Below are 22,507 nucleotides of genomic sequence, written 5' to 3'. Positions count from 1 at the left end.
TCTTTATCCCAGCTTGGAGCGAGAGGCTTGGATTAGTTTGGCGATTTGTTCCCAGGGCTCATCGTTACCGGGAGTTGGCATCTCGTATTCGACGCGAGCAGCGCGCTGCGGCACGTTTTCGTGGCGGGCGTGGCCTTCGGCGTTGAGCTGGCCCGAAATGACTTGCCCGTCTTCAAAGTGAATCTTGTATTTCTGGCCAGCGAACGGCTCGCCTTCCATGTCGCGATGGTTGATCTCGATCCAGTGCTTTAGATCTGTGGCGCCAGTGGGCAACGCCGGCAACGCCGCCGCCTGCCCCCCCGGCCCCTCAAACGGATGCCCAGCCCCCTTCACCGACAACAACCCCGACGTCTCAAACGTCACCGCATTCCCTTCCAGCCGGATCAGGGAATCCCCGCCATGCAGCACGATGTTCTGCTGCGCGAGGATCTCCACCGAATCCGCTGACGAAGTCACGGTGACCGCCTTGTCCGCCAGCACGGCGAGCGCATCGGTATGCGCCTGAATGGACACCGGCCCGCCCTCCGCAATCGCGCGGATGCCGTTGCGCTGTGCAAACAGGCTCACGCCCTTGGCGGCCGCAGCGGCGATGACATTGCCCGCTGCAAGATGCCAATCCGCCTGCGCCGTGCAGTGCAGATGGCGGCCCGCATACACGGTGGTCGTGGCTTGCGAGGCGAGGGCGATGCTCGAAGGCGATTCGGCCACCAGCAGCGGCTGTCCAAACCTGTCGACGGGCTGCTGCGTGTCCTGTCCGTTGACGCTGTTCGGGTACTTGCCGTCCTGAGCGGGGTCGAGTGCCTTGTCGATCGGCTCGAATGCTTCGTTGGCAGCCAGCGGCAGCGCTTGCTGGCTCGATGCGGCATCGGACAGTCGTTGCGCGGTCTTCTGCGCGGCTGTGAGTTGTCCGCGCGCCTCGTGTGCGTCGAGCAGCGTGCCGGTGGCTTGAGGGCGTGCGGTGGTCGAGAGCAGCAGGCCCGCGCCGGCCCGCACCACGGCCCAGGCATCGGTGCGCAGCTCAGCGCCGGTGCCGCGCCACGTGCCGCGCTCGCCGCCGGTGGCGCCATGCGAGGTCACGTAGCCGAGGGTGAGCTGGCTGTTGGCGGTGGAGCTTGCCAGCCGCGTGCGCAACTGGCGGGGATGATCGTCGACGACCCACTGGTTGTAGCCGTCACCGCCAAGACCTTGTGAATGCCAGCCGCAAAGGGCTTGCCCAAGCGGCGCATCGGCAGGTGCCCAGGGCAGGGCGTCTTGCACGTTGTGCAGCTGCATGGCGACCATCGGACGGTCGATGTCGCCATCGATGAAGGTGAGCAGCACCTGCGTGCCGGCGCGCGGCAGGTGGTGGCCGCCCCAGTTCGGCCCCGCGCTGGCGGTGGCGACGCGCACCCAGGCGGTGACCTGCGTGCGGTCGTTGCCGGCCGGGTCGGAGAACGCGCCGGCTTCCGGCGCGCGCAGCCACGGAAAGCGTACGCGCACGCGGTGGTCGCGGTCGGTGGTCAGCGGTGCGCCTTCTTCGGCAATGACCACGGCGGCCTGGCCCTCGGGTGCGGTCGGGCGGCGGCGGTACGGCGGCACGATCGGGGCCTCGGCCGGCACGGCCACGAAGCGGTTGCGGTAGCTGCCCGACTCGATCTCGGTAGTGGAGAGCAGCCGGGCGATGTCTGCGCCGAGGTTGTTGGCGGCTTCGTGTTCCACCTGCAGCGTGACGAACTCGCTGTGCTTGCTGTCGAAATGCTGCGTGAGCGTGAAGCGCTGGCCGGCGCCCAATTGGCGCACGCTGCCTTGGCCTTCGTAGCGCAGGTAGGCACCCTCGTGTGCCTGCATGCGCAGTTGCGCGGCCAGGCTGGCGCCTTGCGCATCGGCAAACTGATACGGCCCCGAGGCTTCAAAGCGCTCGAGCGTGGGCAGTTCGCCGCCGGGGTCGCTCGCGGTCGCCTGTGCTGCGGTAGCGGCCAGGGCCTTGTAGTCCCATGAGGCCAACGTGACGGCATTCGTGCCGACGCTGTGCGTGTGGGAGAGGCGCTCGATGGCGTCTTCGCTTTCCGTCGCGTCGACACGGTGGAAGCGGATCTTGGGCTGCGGGCACGTGGGCCGCTGCGCAGCGTTGTCGAAGATGACGACGGTGTGGCGCGACTGCGTACTGCCTTGCTGTTTCTCGTCGCCTTGCGCGTGCTCGATGCGGAACGACAGGCCTTCCTCGGCCAGCAGGCGCATCACGAAGGCGTAGTCGCTCTCGCGGTACTGGCAGCAGATCGAGCGCTTGGCGCACGGCTGCGTGACGGCAATCTGGTAGTGCGCGACAGGGTAGTCGGCGAAGACGTCTTCGATGATCTCGAGCGCGGTCTTGTCCTGGTAGACGAAGCAGTCGCTGCGTGTGCGCAGGCGGTCGAGCCAGGGCACGACGCGCAGCCGATAGCGTGCGAGGCCGCCATCGCCGCCCAGCGATGCGCAATCGGCCACGTAACCGTGCCACGCGCGTCGCTTGCCGTCGGCTTGCAGCAGGCGCAGCGTGACTTCCTGCGAGGCGAGCTTGGCGGTGTCCAGATGCGCCGATGGGCTCAGGCAATCGACGTGCAGCACAAACGAGGCCGATACCGCTTCGGTGGCGGTAAAGCGCTCCACGACGAGGTTGTCGGAGGCGAGCGCCGTCTCCAGCGTGATCTGGCGGGTCTGCTGCCCGAGCAGCGCGCCCAGAACGGCTTGTGGCACGGCGGCCGGCAGGTTGGACAAGGGCTTCATCGGAACAGCGTCGCGCTGGGGTTCGTGTTGCGGTTCTGCAGAAGGATGGGCACGCGGCCCATCGTGGCCATCACGGCAGCGAAATGGTCAGGTGCGAAAAGCGCGGCCCGAGCTTGATGACCTGCGAATAGCCTTCCAGCGTTTCGTTGGTTTTCGTGCGCAGCGTGTGCGACAGCCCCAGGAAGGCCAGCAGCGCGATCAGTGCGAACACCGCGCCGAAGATCCACAGCGGCGTTTCGCGCTTGAGGGTGTGCGCGACCTTGTCGGGCAGCGGCCAGTGCGGTGCAAACGCAGCCCGCTTGCCCTTGATGGCCGAGATCTCATCGCCCAGGCGCGCGGTAAGGTAAGCGAGCTTCTCCGGCCCTTCCAGGATGTACTTGCCCCGAAAGCCCAGCAGCAGGCACATGTGGAACACCTCCAGCGCCTGCAGGCGCGGCGCACCATGCGCACGCAGTTCTTCGAGCTTGACGAAGAACGTCTCGCCGGCGAGCTGTTCTCCGAACAATACGAGCTGCAGCGGGCGGCGCTCCCATGCCGGGCGGATCGAGAAGTTCGACGACAGGATGGTCTCGTCCACGGCCGCGCAGAACGCGTACTTGGCATCGAAGACGTCCTCGGCCGACACGTTCAGCCGCTTGGCGCCCCGGTCGAAATCTTCAAGGAAGGCGCGCACGCGCGAGAGGAAATCCTCCGCGCTGGTGGGCTGCTGGCCGTTGCGCAGCTGGAACAGCATGAAGAACCCGTCGTAGAGCAGGTCCAGCAGCGTACGCGCATGCATGTTCGATTCACGTGCATCCGCCGCTGCGTTGCCTGCATTGCCCGAACCGGGAGCCGAGCCGCCAAACAGCGAAGGGGTGGTGGTAGCGCTCATGAAGTCACCGCGATCAGTTCAAGTTTGAGTTCCCGGATGCCGGCCGGGGCATAGATGGTGAGGGTCTGCGCCTGCAGCATGCGCTCGTACAGCATGCCGCGCGGCTCGACGGCGAAATAGCACGCGCCCGGGCGCACCGGAATGGCTGGCGGCACCTGCGGCGTGTAAGTCAGCGGCACGCCGGGCATGGACGACAGCACGAGCTTCTCCACGTCGTCGGGCGCGCCCACCTTGAAACGGGCCGGAATGGCTTCCACCAGCTCCGCCACCGGCATGTCGGCCGAGACGGACAGATAGAAGCTCGTCTCGTCGTCGATCTTGCCGGAGTCGATGCGGCCGAGGTGGAACGACGGGCGTGTCTCTTCCAGTGCAATCGCAAAGTAGCGCGTCGAGATGACCGTATCGAGCAGCTCCCGCACGATGGTGTCGAGCTTGGCGAACACGGGGCCGGGGTTGTCGTGGTCGTAGGCGGGCAGGTCGGCCAGCGTGTAGCTCTTGGTGAACGTCATCAGTGCGCCGGCCAGGCGCAGCATCTCCTGGAACAGGCGCTCCGGGTGCAGGTCCGGGTGGTGATACAGGTGCGACAGCGCCGCAAACGCCGCATTGGCCGTATGCAGCAGCCAGAACGAGGCAATGTCGCCGGAGCGGAATTCGATGATGTTCTTGGTCGGCTCGCGATGAAAGCCGTACAGCGCGTTCACCTTCGCCTGCAGCGCGTCGAGCAGCCGGCGCAGGCGCTGATATAGCACGGCCGATGCGTTGATCGACAGGCTCGGCGCGACAAAGCTCTCGTCCAGCTCGAAGCCGCCGGTGCCCGTGCGCCGCACACGCACGACGGGCAGCGAGATGAACTGGTCGCGCGGCTCGGTCTCGGCAATCAGCTTGACCGACTTTTTCAGGTACGTGATCGACGCCGGCTCGGCTTCGGTATAGAGGTCGGCCGTTTCTTCCTCCATGCCGACGAAGCGCGAAACCGATGCGCCCTCGACCTGCTCACGGTAGTTGCCGCCGTTGTCCTGCAGCGGGTACAGCGCGATGTGGAAAGTCAGCTCCGATACGCCGGCCGGAATGGCATCGAGCACGAGTGGCGGCGGCAGCGTATCGGCCTGCGGCGCGAAATACAGCTCGCCATCGGGGAAGAACAGCGACAGCTCGATCACGCGCAGCACGCCGCTGGCGAGCGCATCGGTGTCGAAGCGCGCATGACGGACGCCCCATCCATAGGGCTGGATCATTTGCGCCGTCGCGTGCAGGCGAGACTCGTGATAGGCGTCCTGGCGCTGGAAATGCTGCGGGCGCAGGAACAGCCCCTCGCCCCAGAGAATCTTTGCGGAGTAACTCACGTTGGCCCTTGTTGTTCAGCTGCCGCAGCTTGCGGGGGAAAGCAGGTTCAGGTCGGTCAGCGGCACGGCACCGGCCGGCGTGGTTGCCGTGCCGGTGGTGAGCGTCATGGCACACGCATGCAGGCCGATGACGATGCCCGACTTCTCGTTCTTCTCCGTGTTGAAGGCGAACTTCCAGCGCTGGGCGGCGGGGCTGCGGAACAGCGCCACGATGCCCAGCGTCGAGGCCTCGCGCGAGACCTTCTCGGTGAAGTCGTAGCGCTGGCCCGGGATCAGCGTCATCTCGCGCACCTGGACCAGGTCTGCGCCGAGCGTCTGCTTTTCACGTGCGGGGTCGATGAAGGTGTCGTACGGCGCCTGCAGGAAGCTGGTCGGATCCTTCAACGAATACAGGCGCACCACCAGCGCGACAGGGCGACGGTCGTTGGCGGCATTCAGATTGGCACCGGCGGTCATCTTCAGCGGCACTTCGCGCGGCGGCTTCTGCGCGTCGGGCACGTTCGACGGCTTCAGGCCCATCGCCTCGAGTGCACCGTTGGCGGCACCGGCCAGCACGCTCGCACCCGTGGAGCACCCCGCCATGCCGACCACCACGGCCGTCGCCAGCGCGCATTTCCATGCCGTGGCGAGGCGGTGCTGGCGGGCGCTGCCGCAGCCCCGCTGCGCCCCAGAATGCCGCCAACTCGCACCGAATTTCATTATGTTCATGCCTGGGTTATTGATTATTTAATTCTCTCTGTCCCGCTGCGACACATACACCAAAACCGGCCATCCGTGGCCAATGTTTCGATTTCTTAATAAACGCAACACGAAAATATTTCGGTTTCTTAATAATCGAAACCCGACGCAAGGCGCTTCGGTAAGCGCTTGAATTCAAAGGGATGTTTCGGTTTCTTAATAATGTCTTTTTGGTTGTCAACGGCGACGAGCGGAGTGTACTATTTCGCGCCAGTCGAGACCAACATTTAACTCGCCGATTCCGGCGAATTCGATTGGATATCGACGTACCACTTTGAACTTCTGAAGAGTCTCGCCGTGGCCAAAACCCTGCCCATTTCCCGTCTTCTCCGTTCCCTCATCGTGCTGGCTGGCGCCGCCGCCCTCATCACGGGCTGCGCAACGTCCAATCCCGGGCCGCAGACTGACGAGGCCTTTACTCAAAGCATGTCGGAGGCCGAAGCCGCCGCGAAGGGCGGTCAGCAGGACAAGGCCATCGACCTGTATCAGCAGATCGCCAAGCAGAACCCCACGCGTGACGAGCCGTGGGTGCGCATCGCGCAGCTGCAGTTCGGCTCCGAGAAATATCCGCAGGCCATCCTGGCCGCTGAAGAAGCGCTGCAGCGCGATAACGCCGATCGCCAGGCCAAGAGCATCCTGGCTGTGAGCGGCCTGCGCGTGGCCCGCCGCTCGCTGCAGGAGCTGCGTGCCGACAGCGCGCTGGCCGGCGACGTCAAGACCGATGCGCAGGTGCTGGCCAAGATGCTGCGCGACACGCTGGGCGAACAGGTGCTGTTCCCGGCGGAGCAGCCGGCCCGGCCGCCGGTCAAGCGCCGCGTGACCCGCCGTGCCGCGCCGGCCGCCGAAGCCGCCAACCATGGCTCTGCCGCGCCGGCCGCCGCCACCGGTGCCGCCGCCGGCGGTAGCGACCCGTTCGGCGCGCTGCGCTGAACCGCTGCACTGGTTCTGCTCCCTGGAGGAACGTGATGGCCAAGAAAGAAAGTGTGCAGAAGCGTCTGCAGAAGGTGCGCCCGCCGCGCGTGCAACTGACGTACGACGTGGAGAAAGGCGACGCGATCGAGCAAAAGGAACTGCCGTTCGTGGTGGGCGTGGTGGCCGACCTGTCGGGACAGTCGGAAGTGCAGCAGCCCAAGCTGCGCGACCGCAAGTTCGTCAACATCGACCGCGACAACTTCGACGACGTGATGGCCGCCGTGGAGCCGCGCGCGGCGTTCCAGGTGCAGAACACCTTGACGGAAGAGGGCGGCAAGTTTGGCGTCGACCTGAAGTTCCGCTCGCTTGAAGACTTCAGCCCCGAAGCCGTGGTGAGCCAGGTCGAGCCGCTGCGCCAGCTGCTGGAGGCCCGCTCCAAGCTGGCCGACCTGCGCAACAAGATGGCAGGCAACGACAAGCTCGAAGACCTGCTGTCGGAAGTCCTGAAGAACACCGAAAACGCTAAGAAGCTGAGCGCCAGGAAGAACGGAGGCGACGATGCTTGAGAACCAATCCGCTGCACAGGGCGCCTCGGTTGCCGAGGAAGTCAGCCTGCTTGACAGCATCGTCGAGCAGAGCCGCGTCGCGAAGTCCGACTCCGAGCGCGAGCGCGCCAAGGACATCATCGGCGAGCTTGCCAACCAGGTGCTGAGCGGCACCGTGGTGGTGTCCGACAACCTCTCTGCCACGCTCGATGCACGCGTGGCCGAGCTGGATCGCCTGATCTCGTCGCAGTTGAGCGCGATCATGCATGCGCCGGAATTCCAGAAGCTGGAATCGACCTGGCGCGGCCTGAACTACCTGGTCAAGGAAACGCAGACCGGTACGATGATCAAGATCAAGGCGCTCAATGCGACCAAGCGCGATCTCGTACGGGATTTCAAGACCGCCATCGACTTCGACCAGAGCGCGCTGTTCAAGAAGGTCTACGAAGAAGAGTTCGGTACCTTCGGCGGGGCGCCGTTCGGTGCGCTGATCGGCGATTTCGAGATCACGCGCCAGCCCGAAGACGTCTACTTCATCGAGCAGATGGCCCACGTGGCCGCGGCTGCGCACGCGCCGTTCATCTCGTCGGCATCGCCGGAGCTGCTTGGTCTGGAGTCGTTTGCCGACCTGGGCAAACCGCGCGACCTCGCCAAGGTGTTCGACACGGTCGAGTACGCCAAGTGGAAGTCGTTCCGGGATTCGGAAGACTCGCGCTACGTGGGGCTGACGCTGCCGCGCTTCCTGGGCCGCCTGCCGTACAACCCGAAGGACGGCACCGTGGTCGAGAGCTTCAACTTTGTTGAAGACGTGGACGGCACCGATCACAGCAAGTACCTGTGGTGCAACGCCGCCTGGGCGTTCGGTGCACGCCTGACCGCGGCGTTTGACGACTTCGGCTGGTGCGCGGCCATTCGCGGCGTGGAGGGCGGCGGCCTGGTCGAGGATCTGCCGACACACACCTTCAAGACCGACGACGGCGAGATCGCGCTCAAGTGCCCCACCGAAATCGCCATCACCGACCGCCGCGAGAAGGAGTTGAGCGACCTCGGCTTCATCCCGCTCGTGCATTGCAAGAACTCCGACTACGCCGCCTTCTTTGCCGCGCAATCGGTGCAGAAGCCCAAGAAGTACGACACCGACAGCGCCAACGCGAATGCCGTGCTGTCCGCGCAGCTGCAGTACATCTTCTCGGTCTCGCGCGTGGCGCATTACCTGAAGGCGATGATGCGCGACAAGATCGGCAGCTTTGCCTCGGCCAAGAACGTCGAGACGTTCCTCAACCGCTGGATCTCGCAATACGTTCTGCTGGACGACAACGCCACACAAGAACAGAAGGCGCAGTTCCCGCTGCGCGAGGCCTCGATCCAGGTGTCGGAAGTGCCGGGCAAGCCGGGCACGTACCGCTCGGTGGCGTTCCTGCGGCCGCACTTCCAGCTTGACGAGCTGTCGATCTCGCTGCGCCTGGTGGCGGATCTGCCCAAGTCGGCCAACGCTTGATGCTTGATTCCTGACCGGACTCTCCCCGGGGGGGAATGTTCGGGCTTAACCACTCGTTACGCTCGTTACCCGTTGCAGTACCAACAACCAATCTATTGAAGAGGGTCTCTGTATGAAGGATATCTACGTCAAGTTCGACAGCCCGGCAATCAAAGGCGAGTCGCAAGACAAGGATCACAAGGACTGGATCGAGATCAACAGCTGGTCGCAGGACATCGTCCAGCCGCGTTCGGCCACCGCGTCCACCGCGGGCGGCCACACCGCCGAGCGCTGCGAGCACCGCGACATGGTCTTCACGAAGGACCTCGACGTCGTCAGCCCGCTGCTGTATCAGCACGCCTCCGGCGGCACGACCTTCGGTGAAGTCACCGTCGAGTTCTTCCGTGCAGACGGCGAAGGCAACCGCGTGAAGTACCTCGAGATCAAGCTGAAGAACGCCATCATCAGCGAGGTGGCTTCGCAGGTCGTGGCCGAGGGCATCCCGAGCGACAAGTTCAGCCTGCGCTACGCCGCCGTGCAGTGGAAGTACACGCAGCAGAAGGGCGCCGGCGGCCAGGGCGGCAATTCGCAGGGCGCCTGGAGCCTCACCAAGAACGACAAGACCTACTCGGTTTAACGTTTGGTGTCTTGACGGCGAGCACCGCAGCCACGCGCTGCGGTGCTCGCGTTGGTACGCAACATGAAAGGCTTCGAACCCAGCCTGCTCGACAAGCTCTTCGACGACGAGCCCCACGCGCCCATGCCCACCGCATTGCGCCAGCTGTCGCTGGAGGAACTCAAGAGCACCGTGGCCCGCGACATCGAGTCGTTGCTCAACACGCGCATCGTGCTTGAGGAAGACGACCTGCAAGGCTTGCCCGAGTGCAAGCGGTCGTTGCTCACATATGGGCTGAACGATTTTGCCGGCCTGAGCCTCGCGAGTTTCTACGACCGCAACTACATCTGCCAGTCGCTCACCAAGGCGATCGAGCGGCACGAGCCGCGCCTGCAGCATGTGAACGTGTCGCTGGAGATCAACGAGCGGGCAACCAATGCGCTGTGTTTCGGCATCAGCGCCGTGCTGCTGGTGGGCCCTGCGCGCGAACCCGTGAGTTTTGATGCCATGCTGCAACCGTCCACGCTGCGCTATTCCGTGTCGCGCGGACGCGGCTGAGATTGCACGGCGCTGCGCGGCATCACGCCGGCAGGGCCGACACCGGACCGCCACGAAATGGAAGAGCTGCTGCCCTATTACGAACGAGAACTGGCCTTCCTGCGCCGGTACTCGCGCGACTTCGCCGAGCGGTATCCGAAGATCGCCGGCCGGCTCGCCATGTCCGGCGACGGCTGCGATGATCCGCACGTCGAGCGGATGATCGAATCGTTTGCTTTCCTCACCGCACGGGTCAGCAAGAAGCTCGACGACGACTATCCGGAATTTACCGAGGCGCTGCTGGAGGTGCTGTATCCGCACTACCTGCGGCCGTTTCCGTCGTGCTCGGTGGCGCATTTCGATGTGCGCGGCGTGGCCTCGCAGCTGAGTGCGCCCGTGACCGTGCCGCGCGGCACGTTCCTGACCACGCGCGTGGTGCGCAAGGTCGAGTGCCGCTTCCGTACGGCGTACGACGTGACGTTCGCCCCCGTGCGCATCGCGCAGGCAACGTTCGAGCGCGCAGTTTCCGCGCCGGCCGCAGTGCAGCTGCCCAAGGGCGCCACGGGCGCCATCGCTCTCACGCTGGAATATGCCGGCGAACGCGGCGGCTTCGAGTCCCTGGCGATGGACAGGCTGCGCGTCTACATGGACGGCGAGCCGTCGTTCGTTGCCGCGCTGGGCGATGCCCTGTTCCTGCATACCGCCGCCGCGTACGTCGAAGCGGAACGCGCCGGCGTGTGGAAACGCCTCGTCCGCGTGCCGCTGCACGAGGTGGGCTTTGCCGAGAGCGAATCGCTGATCGATTGCCCGGCCCGCTCGCACCCGGCCTATCGGCTGCTGACCGAGCACTTCAGCTTTGCCGAGAAGTTCAACTTCTTCGACATCGACCTCGCCGCAGTACGGGGGGGCATGACGCCCGGCGTGCCGGTGCGCCGGCTGACGCTGCATCTCGTGCTGAAGGACGTGCGCAGCGATTCGCACGCCGCGCGCCTGCTCGAGAACCTGCAGCCCGAGCACCTGCGCCTGCATTGCACACCGGTGGTCAACCTGTTCCAGCAGAAGGCCGACCCGATCCGCATTGAGCACACCGCCAGCGCCTACCCGGTCGTGGCCGACAGCCGGCGCGCGCACGGCTTTGACATCTACTCCATCGACAACGTGCAGCTGGTGCGCGAGACCGCCGCGCACGAGAAGGTGACGGAGTTCCGGCCGTTCTATTCGCTGCATCACGGCGAGGAACCCGGCCGTGCCGGCCACTATTGGCTCGCGCGCCGCAACGAACTCGTCGCGCAGCGCAGCCCCGGGTTCGAGACGGAAATCTCCATCGTCGACACGCAGTTCGACCCCGTCAGCCCGCAGACCGATACGCTCAGCCTGACCGTCACGTGCACCAACCGCGACCTGCCCTCGACGCTGGCGTTCGGCCAGCCCGATGGAGACCTGTCGATGGAGGGCAGCTCGATTGCACGCAACATCACCTTCCTGCGCAAGCCGACGCCGTCGATGCGCTTTGGCGGCGGGCGTGCGGCGCAGTGGCGGCAGATCTCGCTGCTCGCGCTCAATCATCTGTCGCTGGTGCAGAACGGTTTGCCCACGCTGAAAGAGATGCTGCGCCTGCACGACCTGCCGCGCAGCGCCATCTCTGCCCGGCAGATCGAAGGGATTGTCGGCCTGGACTACCGACCCACGACGCAGTGGCTGGCCGGCAAGCCGTTCGCCACGTTCGTGCGCGGGCTGGAAGTGCGGCTCACGCTCGATGAAGACGCCTTTGTCGGCACGGGCCTGCATCGGTTCATCCGCGTGCTGGACCACTTCTTCGGGCTGTACGTCCACATGAACAGCTTTGTGCAGCTGATTGCGGTGTCCCGCCGCAGTGGCAAGGAATTGATCAAATGCGCACCCCGCAGCGGCGAGTCGATCCTGGTGTGATCCGCCGGCTGCTGCAGCAGCCGCACCGGTACGAGTTCTTCCAGGCAGTGCGCCTGCTGGAGCAGCTCTTCGCGCGCAGGGGCGGCATCGCGCCCGAGCAGGCGCTGGCCACGCGGCTGAGCTTTCGCAATACGTTGTCGCTGGCATTCCCGCCGAGCGAGTTGCAAGGGATCGAGGCCGAGGGCGTTACGCCCGCCATGCTCGAGAACGACGCCGCCTTCATCGCCGCATGGGAAGAGGGCGCGCTCGATACGCTTGCCATCACGCCGACGTTCTTCGGCATGCTGGGCGGGCAGGGCGCTCTGCCGCTGCGCTACACCGAGATCGTCGCCGAGCGCGAAACCGTATGGCGCGACCGCGCCGCGCGCGCGTTCTTCGACATCTTCTCGAACCGCGCCACCGCGCTGTTCTACCTCGCGTGGAAGAAATACCGCCTGCCATTCCAGTACGAAGTCGACAACAACCGTCATTACCTGCCGCTGTTGCTGTCGCTCGCGGGCGCCGGCGACAAGTCGCTGCGCCGCGATCTTTCCGCCACGCCCGGGCCCATCCTCGATGAGGCGCTGGCCGGCTATGCCACCGCGATCCGGCATCGGCCGGTCTCTGCGGCGTACCTGCAGCGCGTGCTGTCGGACTACTTCCAGGCGCCTGTGCGCGTCGAGCAGTTCGTCGGCGCGTGGTACCGCGTGCCGGCGTCGCAATACACGCGGCTGGGCAGCACCAACAACGTGCTCGGCGCCACCGCGCTGGCCGGCGCGCGCGTCTGGCAGCGGGATCTGCGCGTGCGCCTGTGGGTCGGGCCGCTCAAGCGCGCGCAGTATCGCAACTTCCTGCCGGGCGCGCCGGGCTCGCTGGCGCTGCGCAAGATGCTGACCATCCTGTGCGGCACCACGCTGGAGTTCGAGATCAAGCTGATCCTGCGCCAGCAGGACGTGGCGGGCAGCACGCTCGGCACACGCGGCGGCAGCAACGACGGCCGCCTCGGCTGGGACACCTTCCTGTGCTCCCGCCCCGCGCAGCAGGACCGCAGCGATGCGCAATACACCCTCGCGCCGCTGCATTGACACCGACACATTCATCGATTCTTTCGGAGCGCTGCCGCCATGGCCATCCCACTCAAAACCCTGATCGCCAAGCTCAATGCGACGAGCCGGCAGGCCGCCGAGCGCGCCGCGTCGCTGTGCATGGCGCGCGGCAACTACGAAGTGGATCTCGAACACCTGTTCCTCGCGCTGCTGGAAAACCCCCGCAGCGACTTTGCCGTGGCTGCGCGCGCCAGCGGCATCGACCTGGCCGCGCTGCAGCGCGACCTTGAAGCCGAGATCGGCCGCTTCCAGACCGGCAATACGCGCACGCCGGCGTTTTCTCCGTATCTGCCCAAGCTGTTCGAGCACGGCTGGCTGATCGCCTCGCTCGATTCGCAAATCACGCGCATCCGCTCTGGCCATTTGCTGCTGGCCTTGCTGACGGAACCGAGCCTCTCGGCGCTCGCACAGCGCGGCTCGCGCCTGTTCGGGCAGATCGATGCGGACCGCCTCAAGCACGATTTCGACCGCATGACCGCCGGCTCGGGCGAGCAGGAGCAGGCCGTCGACATGGCCGATGCCGGCGCAGGCGGAACGCAAGGCGACGGCACCAAGCCTGCCGCAGCGCTGACGGCCACGCCGGCGCTCGACCAGTTCACCGTTGACCTCACGCAATCGGCGCGCGACGGCCGTATCGACCCGGTGGTCGGGCGCGACGCCGAGATCCGCCAGGTCATCGATATCCTCATGCGGCGCCGCCAGAACAACCCGATCCTCACCGGCGAGGCGGGCGTGGGCAAGACCGCTGTGGTGGAAGGGCTGGCGCTGCGCGTGGCCGCCAACGACGTGCCGCCGCCGCTGCAGGGCGTGACGCTGCGCACGCTCGACATGGGCCTCCTGCAGGCCGGCGCCAGCGTCAAGGGCGAGTTCGAGAACCGCCTGAAGAACGTGATCGACGAGGTGAAGAAGAGCCCCAAGCCGATCATCCTGTTCATCGACGAAGCGCACACCATCATCGGCGCGGGCGGGCAAGCCGGCCAGAACGACGCAGCCAACCTGCTCAAGCCGGCCCTGGCGCGCGGCGAGCTGCGTACGATCGCCGCCACCACGTGGAGCGAATACAAGAAGTACTTCGAAAAAGATGCCGCCCTGGCCCGGCGCTTCCAGGTCGTGAAGGTGGAAGAGCCGAGCGAGGCGCTGGCAGCCGCCATGCTGCGCGGCATGGCGCCGTTGATGGAGCGCCACTTTGGCGTGCGCGTGCTGGACGAAGCGATTACCGAAGCGGTGCGACTGTCGCATCGCTATATCAGCGGCCGCCAGTTGCCGGACAAGGCCGTCAGCGTGCTCGACACGGCGTGCGCCAAGGTGGCGCTGGGCCAGAGCGCCACGCCGGGTGCCATTGAAGACGACCAGAAAACGCTGGAACGTCTGCAAGGCGAGATCAACGCGCTGGAGCGCGAGCAAAGCGGCGGTGCCGGGCACGACGCGCGCCTGAAGGCGCTGAACGAGCGGCGCACGGAGCTGGAGCAACGCGTCGCGCAGAACACCGAACGTCTGGCGCAGGAGCGCGCGCTGGTCGCTCGCATTCAGGCGCTGCGCGAGGCGCGCGAAAGCGGTACCGCCCAGGCCGGCGAGGAAGACGCATTGCCCGTGGCCGCCAACAGCGACGTCGTCTCGATCCCCAAGCGTAAGCGCGCTGCCGACAAAACAGACGAGCAGGACGAACTGGCCACGCTGCTCGCAGAGCTGCGCGCGCTGCAGGGCGAATCGCCCATGGTGCCGCTGCAGGTGGATGGCCATGTGGTGTCGGAGATCGTCTCGGCGTGGACCGGCATTCCGCTCGGCCGCATGGTCAAGGACGAACTGCGCACGGTGCTGAACCTCAAGCCGCTGCTGGCCGCCCGCGTGATCGGGCAAGACCACGCGCTGGATGCCATCGCGCAGCGCGTGCGCACCGCCACCGCCAACCTGGAAGACCCGAACAAGCCGCGCGGCGTGTTCCTGTTTGCCGGCCCTTCCGGCGTGGGCAAGACGGAAACGGCGCTGGCGCTGGCCGACATCCTCTACGGTGGTGAACGCAAGCTCATCACCATCAACATGAGCGAGTACCAGGAAGCGCACAGCGTGTCGGGGCTGAAGGGCTCGCCGCCGGGCTACGTCGGCTATGGCGAGGGGGGTGTGCTGACCGAAGCGGTGCGTCGCAACCCGTACAGCGTCGTGCTGCTCGACGAGGTAGAGAAGGCCCACCCCGATGTGCTGGAGATGTTCTTCCAGGTATTCGACAAGGGCGAGATGGACGACGCCGAAGGCCGCCCGATCGACTTCCGCAACACCATCATCATCCTCACGTCGAATGTCGGGTCATCGGCCATCATGCAGGCGTGCCTGAACAAGGCGGCCGACGAATTGCCCGACGCCGATGCGCTGGCCGAGCTGCTGCGCCCGACGCTGTACAAGGCGTTCAAGCCGGCATTCCTCGGGCGCATGAAGGTGGTGCCGTACTACCCGATCTCCGACGACGTGCTGGCCGAGATCATCACGCTCAAGCTCGGTCGCATCCGGGACCGGGTGGCGGCCAACCACAAGGCCACGTTCCAGTGGGACAACGCGTTGGTCGAATCCGTGCTCGCGCGCTGCACCGAAGTGGACGCCGGCGCCCGCGCGGTCGACCACATCCTCAACGGCACGCTGTTGCCGCAGATTGCCGAGTCGGTGCTGACGCGCATGGCCGAAGGCGGCAGCGTCGAGAAGATCAAGGTCGGCGTCGGCAAGAACGGCGAGTTCAAGTACCGCATCCAATAAGCGAGCACACCATGGTCTCTCCGACCGAACTGGCCAACTTGCTGCGCGCGTCGTTCTGGCAGGCCGACCGGCTGCTCCGGCTGGAAACGCCGCTGGGGCCCAACGCGCTGCTGGCGGAGAAACTCGATGCCGCAGAGCACATCGACGCGGGCGGTTTCCGGATCGAGCTCACCGCGCTGTCCGACAACGCCGACATCGATTCCGCCAAGCTGCTCGGCCAGCCCGTGCGGCTGGACCTGCTGACGCAGCAAAGCCGCAGCGCGCTTCGACCGTTCCATGGCCACGTGACGCGCTTCGAGCAACTGGGCGCCAACGGCGGGCTCGTACGCTATCGGCTCGTGATCGAACCGTGGCTCGCGTTCCTGCGCCATCGGCAGGACAGCTTCCTGTTCCAGGACATGTCGGTCATCGAGGTGGTCGACAGCGTGTTTGGGGACTATCAGGGCCAGGGCCGGCTCGTGCCCGCGTGGCGATGGGCGCTGCGCGACAGCTCGGTCTACACGCGCCGCAGCGTCATCACGCAATACGACGAAAGCGACTTCGATTTCGTCACGCGCCTGCTGGCCGAAGAAGGGCTCTTCTATTTCTTCGAGCACGAAGCCAAGGACGGCGATGCGCTGGGCGTACACCGCATGGTCATTGCAGATTCGAATGACGTCTTTGCCGACAACGCACAGGCGAGCATCCGCTTTGGCCGTGCAGATGCCACCGCCACTGAAGACGTGATCGATCGCTGGCAAGGCGCCCGCCGTTGGCAGACCAATGCCGTATCGATCGCCAGTTGGGACTACCGCGCCAACGCCAAGCGCACGGCGCAACTCGGCGCGCAGCAGCAAAGCAACGACGGTCCGCAACTGACGTTGCAAGACACCGATTACCCCGGTCAGTACTGGTTTGAGGACAACAACCAGGCGCAGCGTGTGGCGCGGCTGATGATGGAAGCGCTGGAGCTGCGCGACAAGCAGTTCGACGGCGAAGGCACAGCCCGCACGTTGGCGACCGGCACGCGCTTCCAGTTGCTCGATCACTTCGATCATGACGATGGCGAGCAGCGCTTTGCCGTGTTGGCCGTGAAGCACCAGGCGCGCAACAACTTCGACGACCGCTTCGGCCAGGTACTGACCGAAACGCTAGGCGCACTGCGCGGCGGCGACGTGCTGGCCGGGGGAAGCAATCATGCCGCAGGCGACGACGCGCCGTTCTATCGCAACCACTTCACTGTCGTGCGCGACAACGTGCCCGTGCGCCCGCAGCAGACCGACGCGCAGGGCCGCGCGCTGCACCCTCGTCCAACCGTTATCGGTAGCCAGACCGCGCTGGTCGTGGGCGCAGACGGCCCCGTGCATACGGACCGCGATCACCGCATCAAGGTGCAGTTCCACTGGCAGCGCGGCGCACGCTCGGCCAGCCGCCAGCCGCATCCGACAGGCGACGACAACGCACGCGCCAGCGCAGGCCTTGGCGCATGGGTGCGCGTGACCGCGCCCGTGGCCGGCCCGAACTGGGGCGGCGTGGCACTGCCGCGCGTCGGCCAGGAGGTGCTGGTCGAATTCCTGCAAGGCGACATCGACCGGCCCGTCGTGGTGGGCGCGGCCTACAACGGCAGCGGCCAGACCGACGCGCAATACAACCAGAACCAGGCCGGCGCGGCCGGCGCCACGGGCAACGCTCCCGCATGGTTTGCCGGCGACAGCAAGAGCCAGGGCGCCTACGCCCACAACGCAGTGCTGTCCGGCATCAAGACGCAGGCGCTGGCCGGCAGCCAGTCGGGCACGTCCGGCTACAACCAGCTCGTGTTCGATGACACCGAAGGCCAGGGCCGCACGCAGCTCAGCACTACCCAGGCGGCCACCGGACTCGTGCTCGGCCACCACAAGGAGCAAAGCGACAGCGCCCGCCAGGCAGACCTCGGCCACGGCGCCGCGCTCGCCACCGATGACAGCGGTGCCGTGCGCGCCGGGGCCGGCCTGCTGCTCACCGCACACAGCGCGGGCACCAGCACGTCATTGCAGGACAGCGAAGCCGCGGCGAGCCAGATCGAGGCCGCCAGCGACCTCGCCGAATCCCTCGCAGATGCCGCACAGAAGCAGAAGGCCGGCATCTCCGACGAGCCGGCCGCCAAGGAGCTCCCCGCGCTCAAGCAACTGCGCCATACCACCGAGGTGCTGCGCCACACCGAACGCGCGGGCGAAGGCGCCGAAGCCGTTGCCTACAGCGAACCGCATCTGCAGGTGTCGGCGCCCAAAGGGGTGCTGGCGACCACGCCGGCCGATGCCGTGCTGGTTGCCGGCACGCACGTGACGCTGGCGGCCAAGCAGGATGCCAACGTGGCGGTGGGCGGCAACCTGTCCGTCGCCGTGGCCGAGGGCGTGAGCCTGTACGCGCACGGCAAATCGCTCGGGCAAGCCGGGGATGCCACGCCGGGCATCGCCATGCATGCCGCAAGCGGCAAGGTCGGGCTTTCGAGCCTCAAGGGCGAGACCCATCTGGTGGCGGAGAAGGCCGTGACGGTCGCCTCCACGCAGGGCAACGTCACTGCGGAGGCGAAGCAGCACGTGCTCGTCAATGCGGCCGGTGCGCAGATCAAGGTGACGAATGGAACGATTGAGCTGCATGCGCCTGGGATGGTGACGTTTAAGGGGGCGGGGCATCGGTTTGTGGGGCCGGGTGGGGCGGGGGCTAGTAATTCGACGAAACCGGGCCAGCTTGCCGAATGCGAATGGAAATCGTGATGCACGCAGATCAAGCTTTTACGCCTGGAAAGACGGATGTACTGCAGCGACTGTACGCCGACTGGTTCGAGGTTCGGGAGTCGCATCCGGCATACCACATTCATGTCATCCTGGATCCGAACCACCCCGTTGCGCCGTTTGACCTGCTGCATCCGGAGCATTTGCTGGAGCGCAAGCCCAAGACCCGCTGGGCGCGCGTTGACCGCCCGGATTTTCAGCATGACCCCGACATCTGCCCACTGCTTGTCACGGTATTCAGCCCAGGGGATCACGGTTATCCGGATGAGGCGTTGCTCAGCGAGACAATTGATCGTGCAATCGAGCGTAGCGCGAGCGTGAATGGTGCTTACGTATGCGGATGGGTAGCGTGCGCGGCGAACGCAGACGAACTGGCATCCCAGATCGCGGCGAGGTGCGTTGTTGCCAATCCGCTGACGGGCCGGAGAGTCTTGCCGTGGTTCGAGCCGCACCGGTTGGCACTCCTTGCCGACGATGATGCGGACATCCTGCCGTCGCTGCTTCCCCCGGGAACGCACTGGTGGTTCATCGATGCTGCTGCGACGGTACGTTCCCTATCGGCGCCGGAGACTGACCCTGCAAAACCGGCGTCTGTTCAGCAGTTGCATGCCATGTGGGCGCAGCATGACCGTATTGCCGATGCCCGCAGGGTTTTGATGGCGCTCAAGAAGTCCGATCTGAGCATTCCCGAGCGTCCAGAGAAGACGCTTGACGGATTGGTTCGACTCGCAAACGAGCAAGGGCTACGCGGCCAGCAGGACGTGATTTTTTTCGTGCTCAATTGCCTCACGCTGAGTCCCTTCTGGTACGAGCACCCTAACGTTCAGACTATCTTGCAGGACATACGAACGGGTAGTGAGGACTCTCTCGCCGAGACTATCGCGGCGCAGCCCGACGTGGTTCTCGACGAAATCGCTTCATACGGCATCGACCCCGTGTCACTTCAGTAATAAGAGTTCGATATGGCGACTACACCGGCAACTGCTGCGAAGACGACCGCTCCTGCGCCCGGCAATGGCGCGCAGGCGATCAAGAAGAACGCCCAGACTGCGCAGAAGTGCGCGCCTAACAACAAGACTGGTAAATGCGGCTTTTGCGAGCGCGATGGGTATCCCATTCTGCCGGTTCGTTATGCGGTGTTACCGAATTATGTGGCTGCATCCGGGGTCAAGCCGCTTAGTGCAGTGTCGATGCTTGATGCGTTCGACAGTCAGAAACTCAAAGCGAACAAATACGCGCTTCGGATCCTGCGAAAGGGCTTCGTGCACGTCTATCTCGGTAAGGCGGGCATGTGGCAAAGCTACGTTGTGACCGAAGATGGTTATCTGCGTGTTCTGGCGGATCCGGATGATCCGGACTGGAAGACCGAGCGGCCGTTGACGGAAGCGTGTAAGCGTGCCGGCGACAATATCCCGGCGAGTTTCATTACGATTCCGCACGGCTACGAGAAGGTCTGGATCGCCTTTTCAGAGAACGTCTGGAATAGCACAGTGCGTGGGAAATATGAGGGCGACCCTGCTAAGCGCATGCAACTGTGTGAAATCAAAAAAGTGGCGTCGAATCCTGACACCACCAAGCACTGTTTTGAGATCGGCCCCGATAACACGCGTCTGCATGAGATGGTGTTCGAGTATGTCGCGCAGGACCAAGAGTATCTGGCGCGCCGTGGGTATAGCGGGGGGCTTTGGGATCAGCGGGGTAATCAGGCAACGAAGAAGAACAATGCGTGGCAAAGTCTTCATGGCAACTTCGCTCGGTCAGGGCAGTCGGCTGCCCTGACCGGCTATGCCAAGAACGTTGCAGACAAGCGCAAAGCGATGGGCAAGCCCGGCAAGATTGCAGCCTTTGCCGTCCACGATCCTGTGGGCATCGTAAAAGAGCTGAATGGTCATATTCACGACCGCGTCGAATGGCGGCAGGCGTACAACACTGCCGTGGCTCGGCCGCTGTTTGTATCGCAGGCGATCGTCGGGCTGAAAAAGCAGATCGAGACGGCGACAAAGTCGGCAATTGAGGAAGACGAAGCAAAGCGCAAAGTCCCGGACACGGTCAGCGAGACCTATATCTTTCCCGACGATCTTCCGAGCCAAACTCAAAGGACGACGGTAACGACGACGCGCGCCGAGCGTGTCTCCACGCAGCAGAAGAAGACGTGGGACAAGCTGAAGGATTCGTATAACGAGGGCGAACGCGAGAAGTTCGAACAACGCTATACCAATCAAATGTGCGAGTTCGCCAACCAGATATCGGATTGCGATCAGGATTGGGCCACCTGGGCGCGCACAGCGGAATGGAAAACGTGGCTCGGCGACTACGACACTGAGAAGCTCCACGAGAACACTAGGCTCATGGCCATGTGTGCTCCGGCATTGGCGGGCGGGCCGCAGGGCGAAGCCGGGATCAAGTTATGGGACGAGTGGCTAAGCAATCATAAGGATGCCGCCAATCCCACGGGTTTCACGATTCCGTATGCTGCCATCGCAGGTGGGCGCAAGGATTTGCTGACTGCCATGCTGCCCTCCGGCTCCGACTTGAACAAGGGCGATAAGCTGCACGATACCTTGAAAGCCATCCTTGCCTCCAAGGAGGTCGACGGCCCGGAACGCTTCAAGCGCCTGATGGATACGAAAGTACAGGTGGCAGCTTCACATCTTGTCGCGGCGGTAAATGGGGCAGTCTCACAGCTGGCAGACAAGGCGGCCGATGCAGTCGACACCAAAGTAAAGATGGTCGTGCAGGCTGCGCTCAGGCTCTATGCCAACGTGAGCCCGGTATTCATCCAGGTGAAAATGACGATCGGCCAGTATGTCGATCTGTTGAACGAATTTTCCCGAAAAGGGGCGGCCGCTGGTAAGAAGTTCGCCGACGTTTCCGGGCGGAAGGTTCGCAGTGTGCTCATCGGTGGCATGCTTTCCATTCCGAATGCCAAGGTCCGGGACACGATCATCGAAGTCACCATATGGACACTGGAGAAGGCGGACGAGCTGAAGAAGGACATTGAGGCCGTTATCGCCAAGGCAAAGCGTGAAGCAGTCGATCTGACTGGACACGCCGCTAGCGCGCTCAAGATTGCGGCAGTCACGTTGAGTCGAGATGCGGTTCAGATACTGCGGCCACTAGAGCGGAGCGTGGCTCTGCTGCCAGGTGCGGCAAAGAATCTGGGAAGGTCGCTGCTCACGAAAAGCCTTCGAGGGATTGGCGCAAGCGGTGAGCCGCTTCTGGCTCTGAGTTCCCTTGTCCTTCAGGGGTGGGCATTTCGCGATGCGCGCAAGCAGATGGACGCGACGCTTGGTGAGCAAGGCGGGTGGGAGGCCAAGCTGCCGGTTGTGTCCGCCACGCTCGGGTTCATTGGTGCTTCCTTCGAACTGACCGGGGCAACGCTGAAGGCATTTGGTGCAACTGTAGGCGAGAAACTCATCAAGGCCGGTGCAGCATTGGGGGCGTTATCCCTGCTTGTGGACGGCATACAGGCCGCATTTTCTGCTGTCAGAGCATTCCGGCAAGGTGAGTCGAAGGCAGGATGGGCGTATGCCGGTGCGGCAGCCACGTTCGTTGCCGGTGCGGCCATCGGTTTCCTGACGGGATTCTCTTCCGCGCTAACTGGGGCGTTCATACTCGGACCCCTTGGCTGGATTCTGCTGCTCACCGCAATCGGGATCGGGCTGATATGGTATGCAGTCAACGCAGAGCGTACGCCGGTAGAAATCTGGTTGGACCGGTGCTACTGGGGCAAGGGGCAGCGCAAAGAGGGCAAGTGGACCGATGCTCAGGTGAATGATGAGATCGCTGACCTGAACGCATTGGTGCTGGGCCTCGGCGTGGAGCTGGGTTTCAATGATGATTGGAGAGAAATGGCAACTGGATTCGACACGTTGAAGGTCAAGTTGACTTTCCCCAGTTACGACTCCAAGCGGTCTGTGTATGAATGGAAGGTGAAGGCGATCGACGGACGAGGGGGAGCGGAACTGATCATGGCGGGCGGAGAAGACCCGGATGTGCTACCCGAATTCAAGGCGATGCCCAGCAAGATCATCGATACGTCGTCGCGCTATCGGAACCGTCAAGGTACGGCGCAACGAGGAGCTGGGTCTTACACCATCGAGGAGAGCATTGAAGTCAACACCAAGATCTTCAAGAAGGCCCAGATCGAGGTGAAGTATTGGCCGGACAAGAGCGACCCTGAAGGGTGGGCAGAAAAGCTGATGACAGTGAGTGATTGA

General features: G+C 64.5%; 15 protein-coding genes. 11 read left to right on the top strand and 4 right to left on the bottom strand.

The window, feature by feature from the left end:
* Positions 1 to 3: 3 nt before the first annotated feature.
* The 4 genes from A6M56_RS01515 to tssJ form a co-directional block, all read right to left on the bottom strand.
* Entirely contained in the window at positions 4 to 2,742 is a 2,739-nt protein-coding gene (locus tag A6M56_RS01515) for a type VI secretion system Vgr family protein (protein ID WP_286757645.1), read from the bottom strand.
* 70 nt (positions 2,743 to 2,812) lie between these two features.
* On the bottom strand, positions 2,813 to 3,613 hold the full coding sequence (gene icmH / locus A6M56_RS01510) for a type IVB secretion system protein IcmH/DotU (protein WP_062738236.1): 801 nt from the start codon (positions 3,611 to 3,613) through the stop codon (positions 2,813 to 2,815).
* Complete coding sequence (tssK, locus tag A6M56_RS01505; protein WP_102079361.1) at positions 3,610 to 4,956, bottom strand: type VI secretion system baseplate subunit TssK; 1,347 nt, start codon at positions 4,954 to 4,956, stop codon at positions 3,610 to 3,612. Before tssK ends, icmH begins: the two co-directional genes overlap by 4 nt.
* 15 nt (positions 4,957 to 4,971) lie before the next feature.
* A complete protein-coding gene (gene tssJ / locus A6M56_RS01500; RefSeq protein ID WP_373271721.1) occupies positions 4,972 to 5,655 on the bottom strand; it encodes a type VI secretion system lipoprotein TssJ in 684 nt (227 codons plus the stop codon).
* Positions 5,656 to 5,991: 336 nt separating this feature from the next.
* On the opposite strand from tssJ, the gene A6M56_RS01495 reads away from it, so the two are divergent.
* From A6M56_RS01495 to A6M56_RS01445, 11 genes are all read left to right on the top strand, one after another.
* The gene (locus tag A6M56_RS01495; protein ID WP_062738239.1) at positions 5,992 to 6,624 is read left to right on the top strand and encodes an outer membrane protein assembly factor BamD; all 633 of its coding nucleotides are present in this window, start codon (positions 5,992 to 5,994) and stop codon (positions 6,622 to 6,624) included.
* Positions 6,625 to 6,659: 35 nt separating this feature from the next.
* Positions 6,660 to 7,172 carry a type VI secretion system contractile sheath small subunit gene (tssB, locus tag A6M56_RS01490; protein ID WP_062738240.1) on the top strand — a complete coding sequence of 171 codons (513 nt, stop codon included), beginning with the start codon at positions 6,660 to 6,662 and terminating at the stop codon, positions 7,170 to 7,172.
* The gene (gene tssC, locus A6M56_RS01485) at positions 7,165 to 8,649 is read left to right on the top strand and encodes a type VI secretion system contractile sheath large subunit (RefSeq protein ID WP_062738241.1); all 1,485 of its coding nucleotides are present in this window, start codon (positions 7,165 to 7,167) and stop codon (positions 8,647 to 8,649) included. The genes tssB and tssC overlap by 8 nt, the downstream gene beginning before the upstream one ends.
* Before the next feature lie 112 nt (positions 8,650 to 8,761).
* Positions 8,762 to 9,265: an Hcp family type VI secretion system effector gene (locus A6M56_RS01480; RefSeq protein ID WP_062738242.1), complete on the top strand. Its 504-nt coding sequence runs from the start codon at positions 8,762 to 8,764 to the stop codon at positions 9,263 to 9,265.
* Between the two features lie 63 nt (positions 9,266 to 9,328).
* Positions 9,329 to 9,802, top strand: a complete 474-nt coding sequence (tssE, locus tag A6M56_RS01475; protein ID WP_062738273.1) for a type VI secretion system baseplate subunit TssE — start codon at positions 9,329 to 9,331, stop codon at positions 9,800 to 9,802.
* A gap of 57 nt (positions 9,803 to 9,859) precedes the next feature.
* Positions 9,860 to 11,710 (top strand): type VI secretion system baseplate subunit TssF, encoded by a 1,851-nt coding sequence (gene tssF, locus A6M56_RS01470; protein WP_102079362.1) that lies wholly within the window; start codon positions 9,860 to 9,862, stop codon positions 11,708 to 11,710.
* Positions 11,674 to 12,774 (top strand): type VI secretion system baseplate subunit TssG, encoded by a 1,101-nt coding sequence (gene tssG / locus A6M56_RS01465; protein ID WP_102079363.1) that lies wholly within the window; start codon positions 11,674 to 11,676, stop codon positions 12,772 to 12,774. The genes tssF and tssG overlap by 37 nt, the downstream gene beginning before the upstream one ends.
* 39 nt (positions 12,775 to 12,813) lie before the next feature.
* Positions 12,814 to 15,537 carry a type VI secretion system ATPase TssH gene (gene tssH / locus A6M56_RS01460; RefSeq protein WP_102079364.1) on the top strand — a complete coding sequence of 908 codons (2,724 nt, stop codon included), beginning with the start codon at positions 12,814 to 12,816 and terminating at the stop codon, positions 15,535 to 15,537.
* An 11-nt stretch (positions 15,538 to 15,548) separates the two neighbouring features.
* Positions 15,549 to 18,269 carry a type VI secretion system Vgr family protein gene (locus tag A6M56_RS01455; RefSeq protein ID WP_286757643.1) on the top strand — a complete coding sequence of 907 codons (2,721 nt, stop codon included), beginning with the start codon at positions 15,549 to 15,551 and terminating at the stop codon, positions 18,267 to 18,269.
* A complete protein-coding gene (locus A6M56_RS01450; protein WP_145997149.1) occupies positions 18,257 to 19,237 on the top strand; it encodes a hypothetical protein in 981 nt (326 codons plus the stop codon). Before A6M56_RS01455 ends, A6M56_RS01450 begins: the two co-directional genes overlap by 13 nt.
* A gap of 12 nt (positions 19,238 to 19,249) precedes the next feature.
* Entirely contained in the window at positions 19,250 to 22,507 is a 3,258-nt protein-coding gene (locus tag A6M56_RS01445; protein ID WP_145997150.1) for a T6SS effector BTH_I2691 family protein, read from the top strand.

Source organism: Ralstonia sp. RL (assembly GCF_001683835.1).
In the GTDB taxonomy this organism is placed as follows: Bacteria; Pseudomonadota; Gammaproteobacteria; order Burkholderiales; family Burkholderiaceae; genus Ralstonia; species Ralstonia mannitolilytica.
This window is presented reverse-complemented; position numbering and strand designations above follow the sequence as displayed.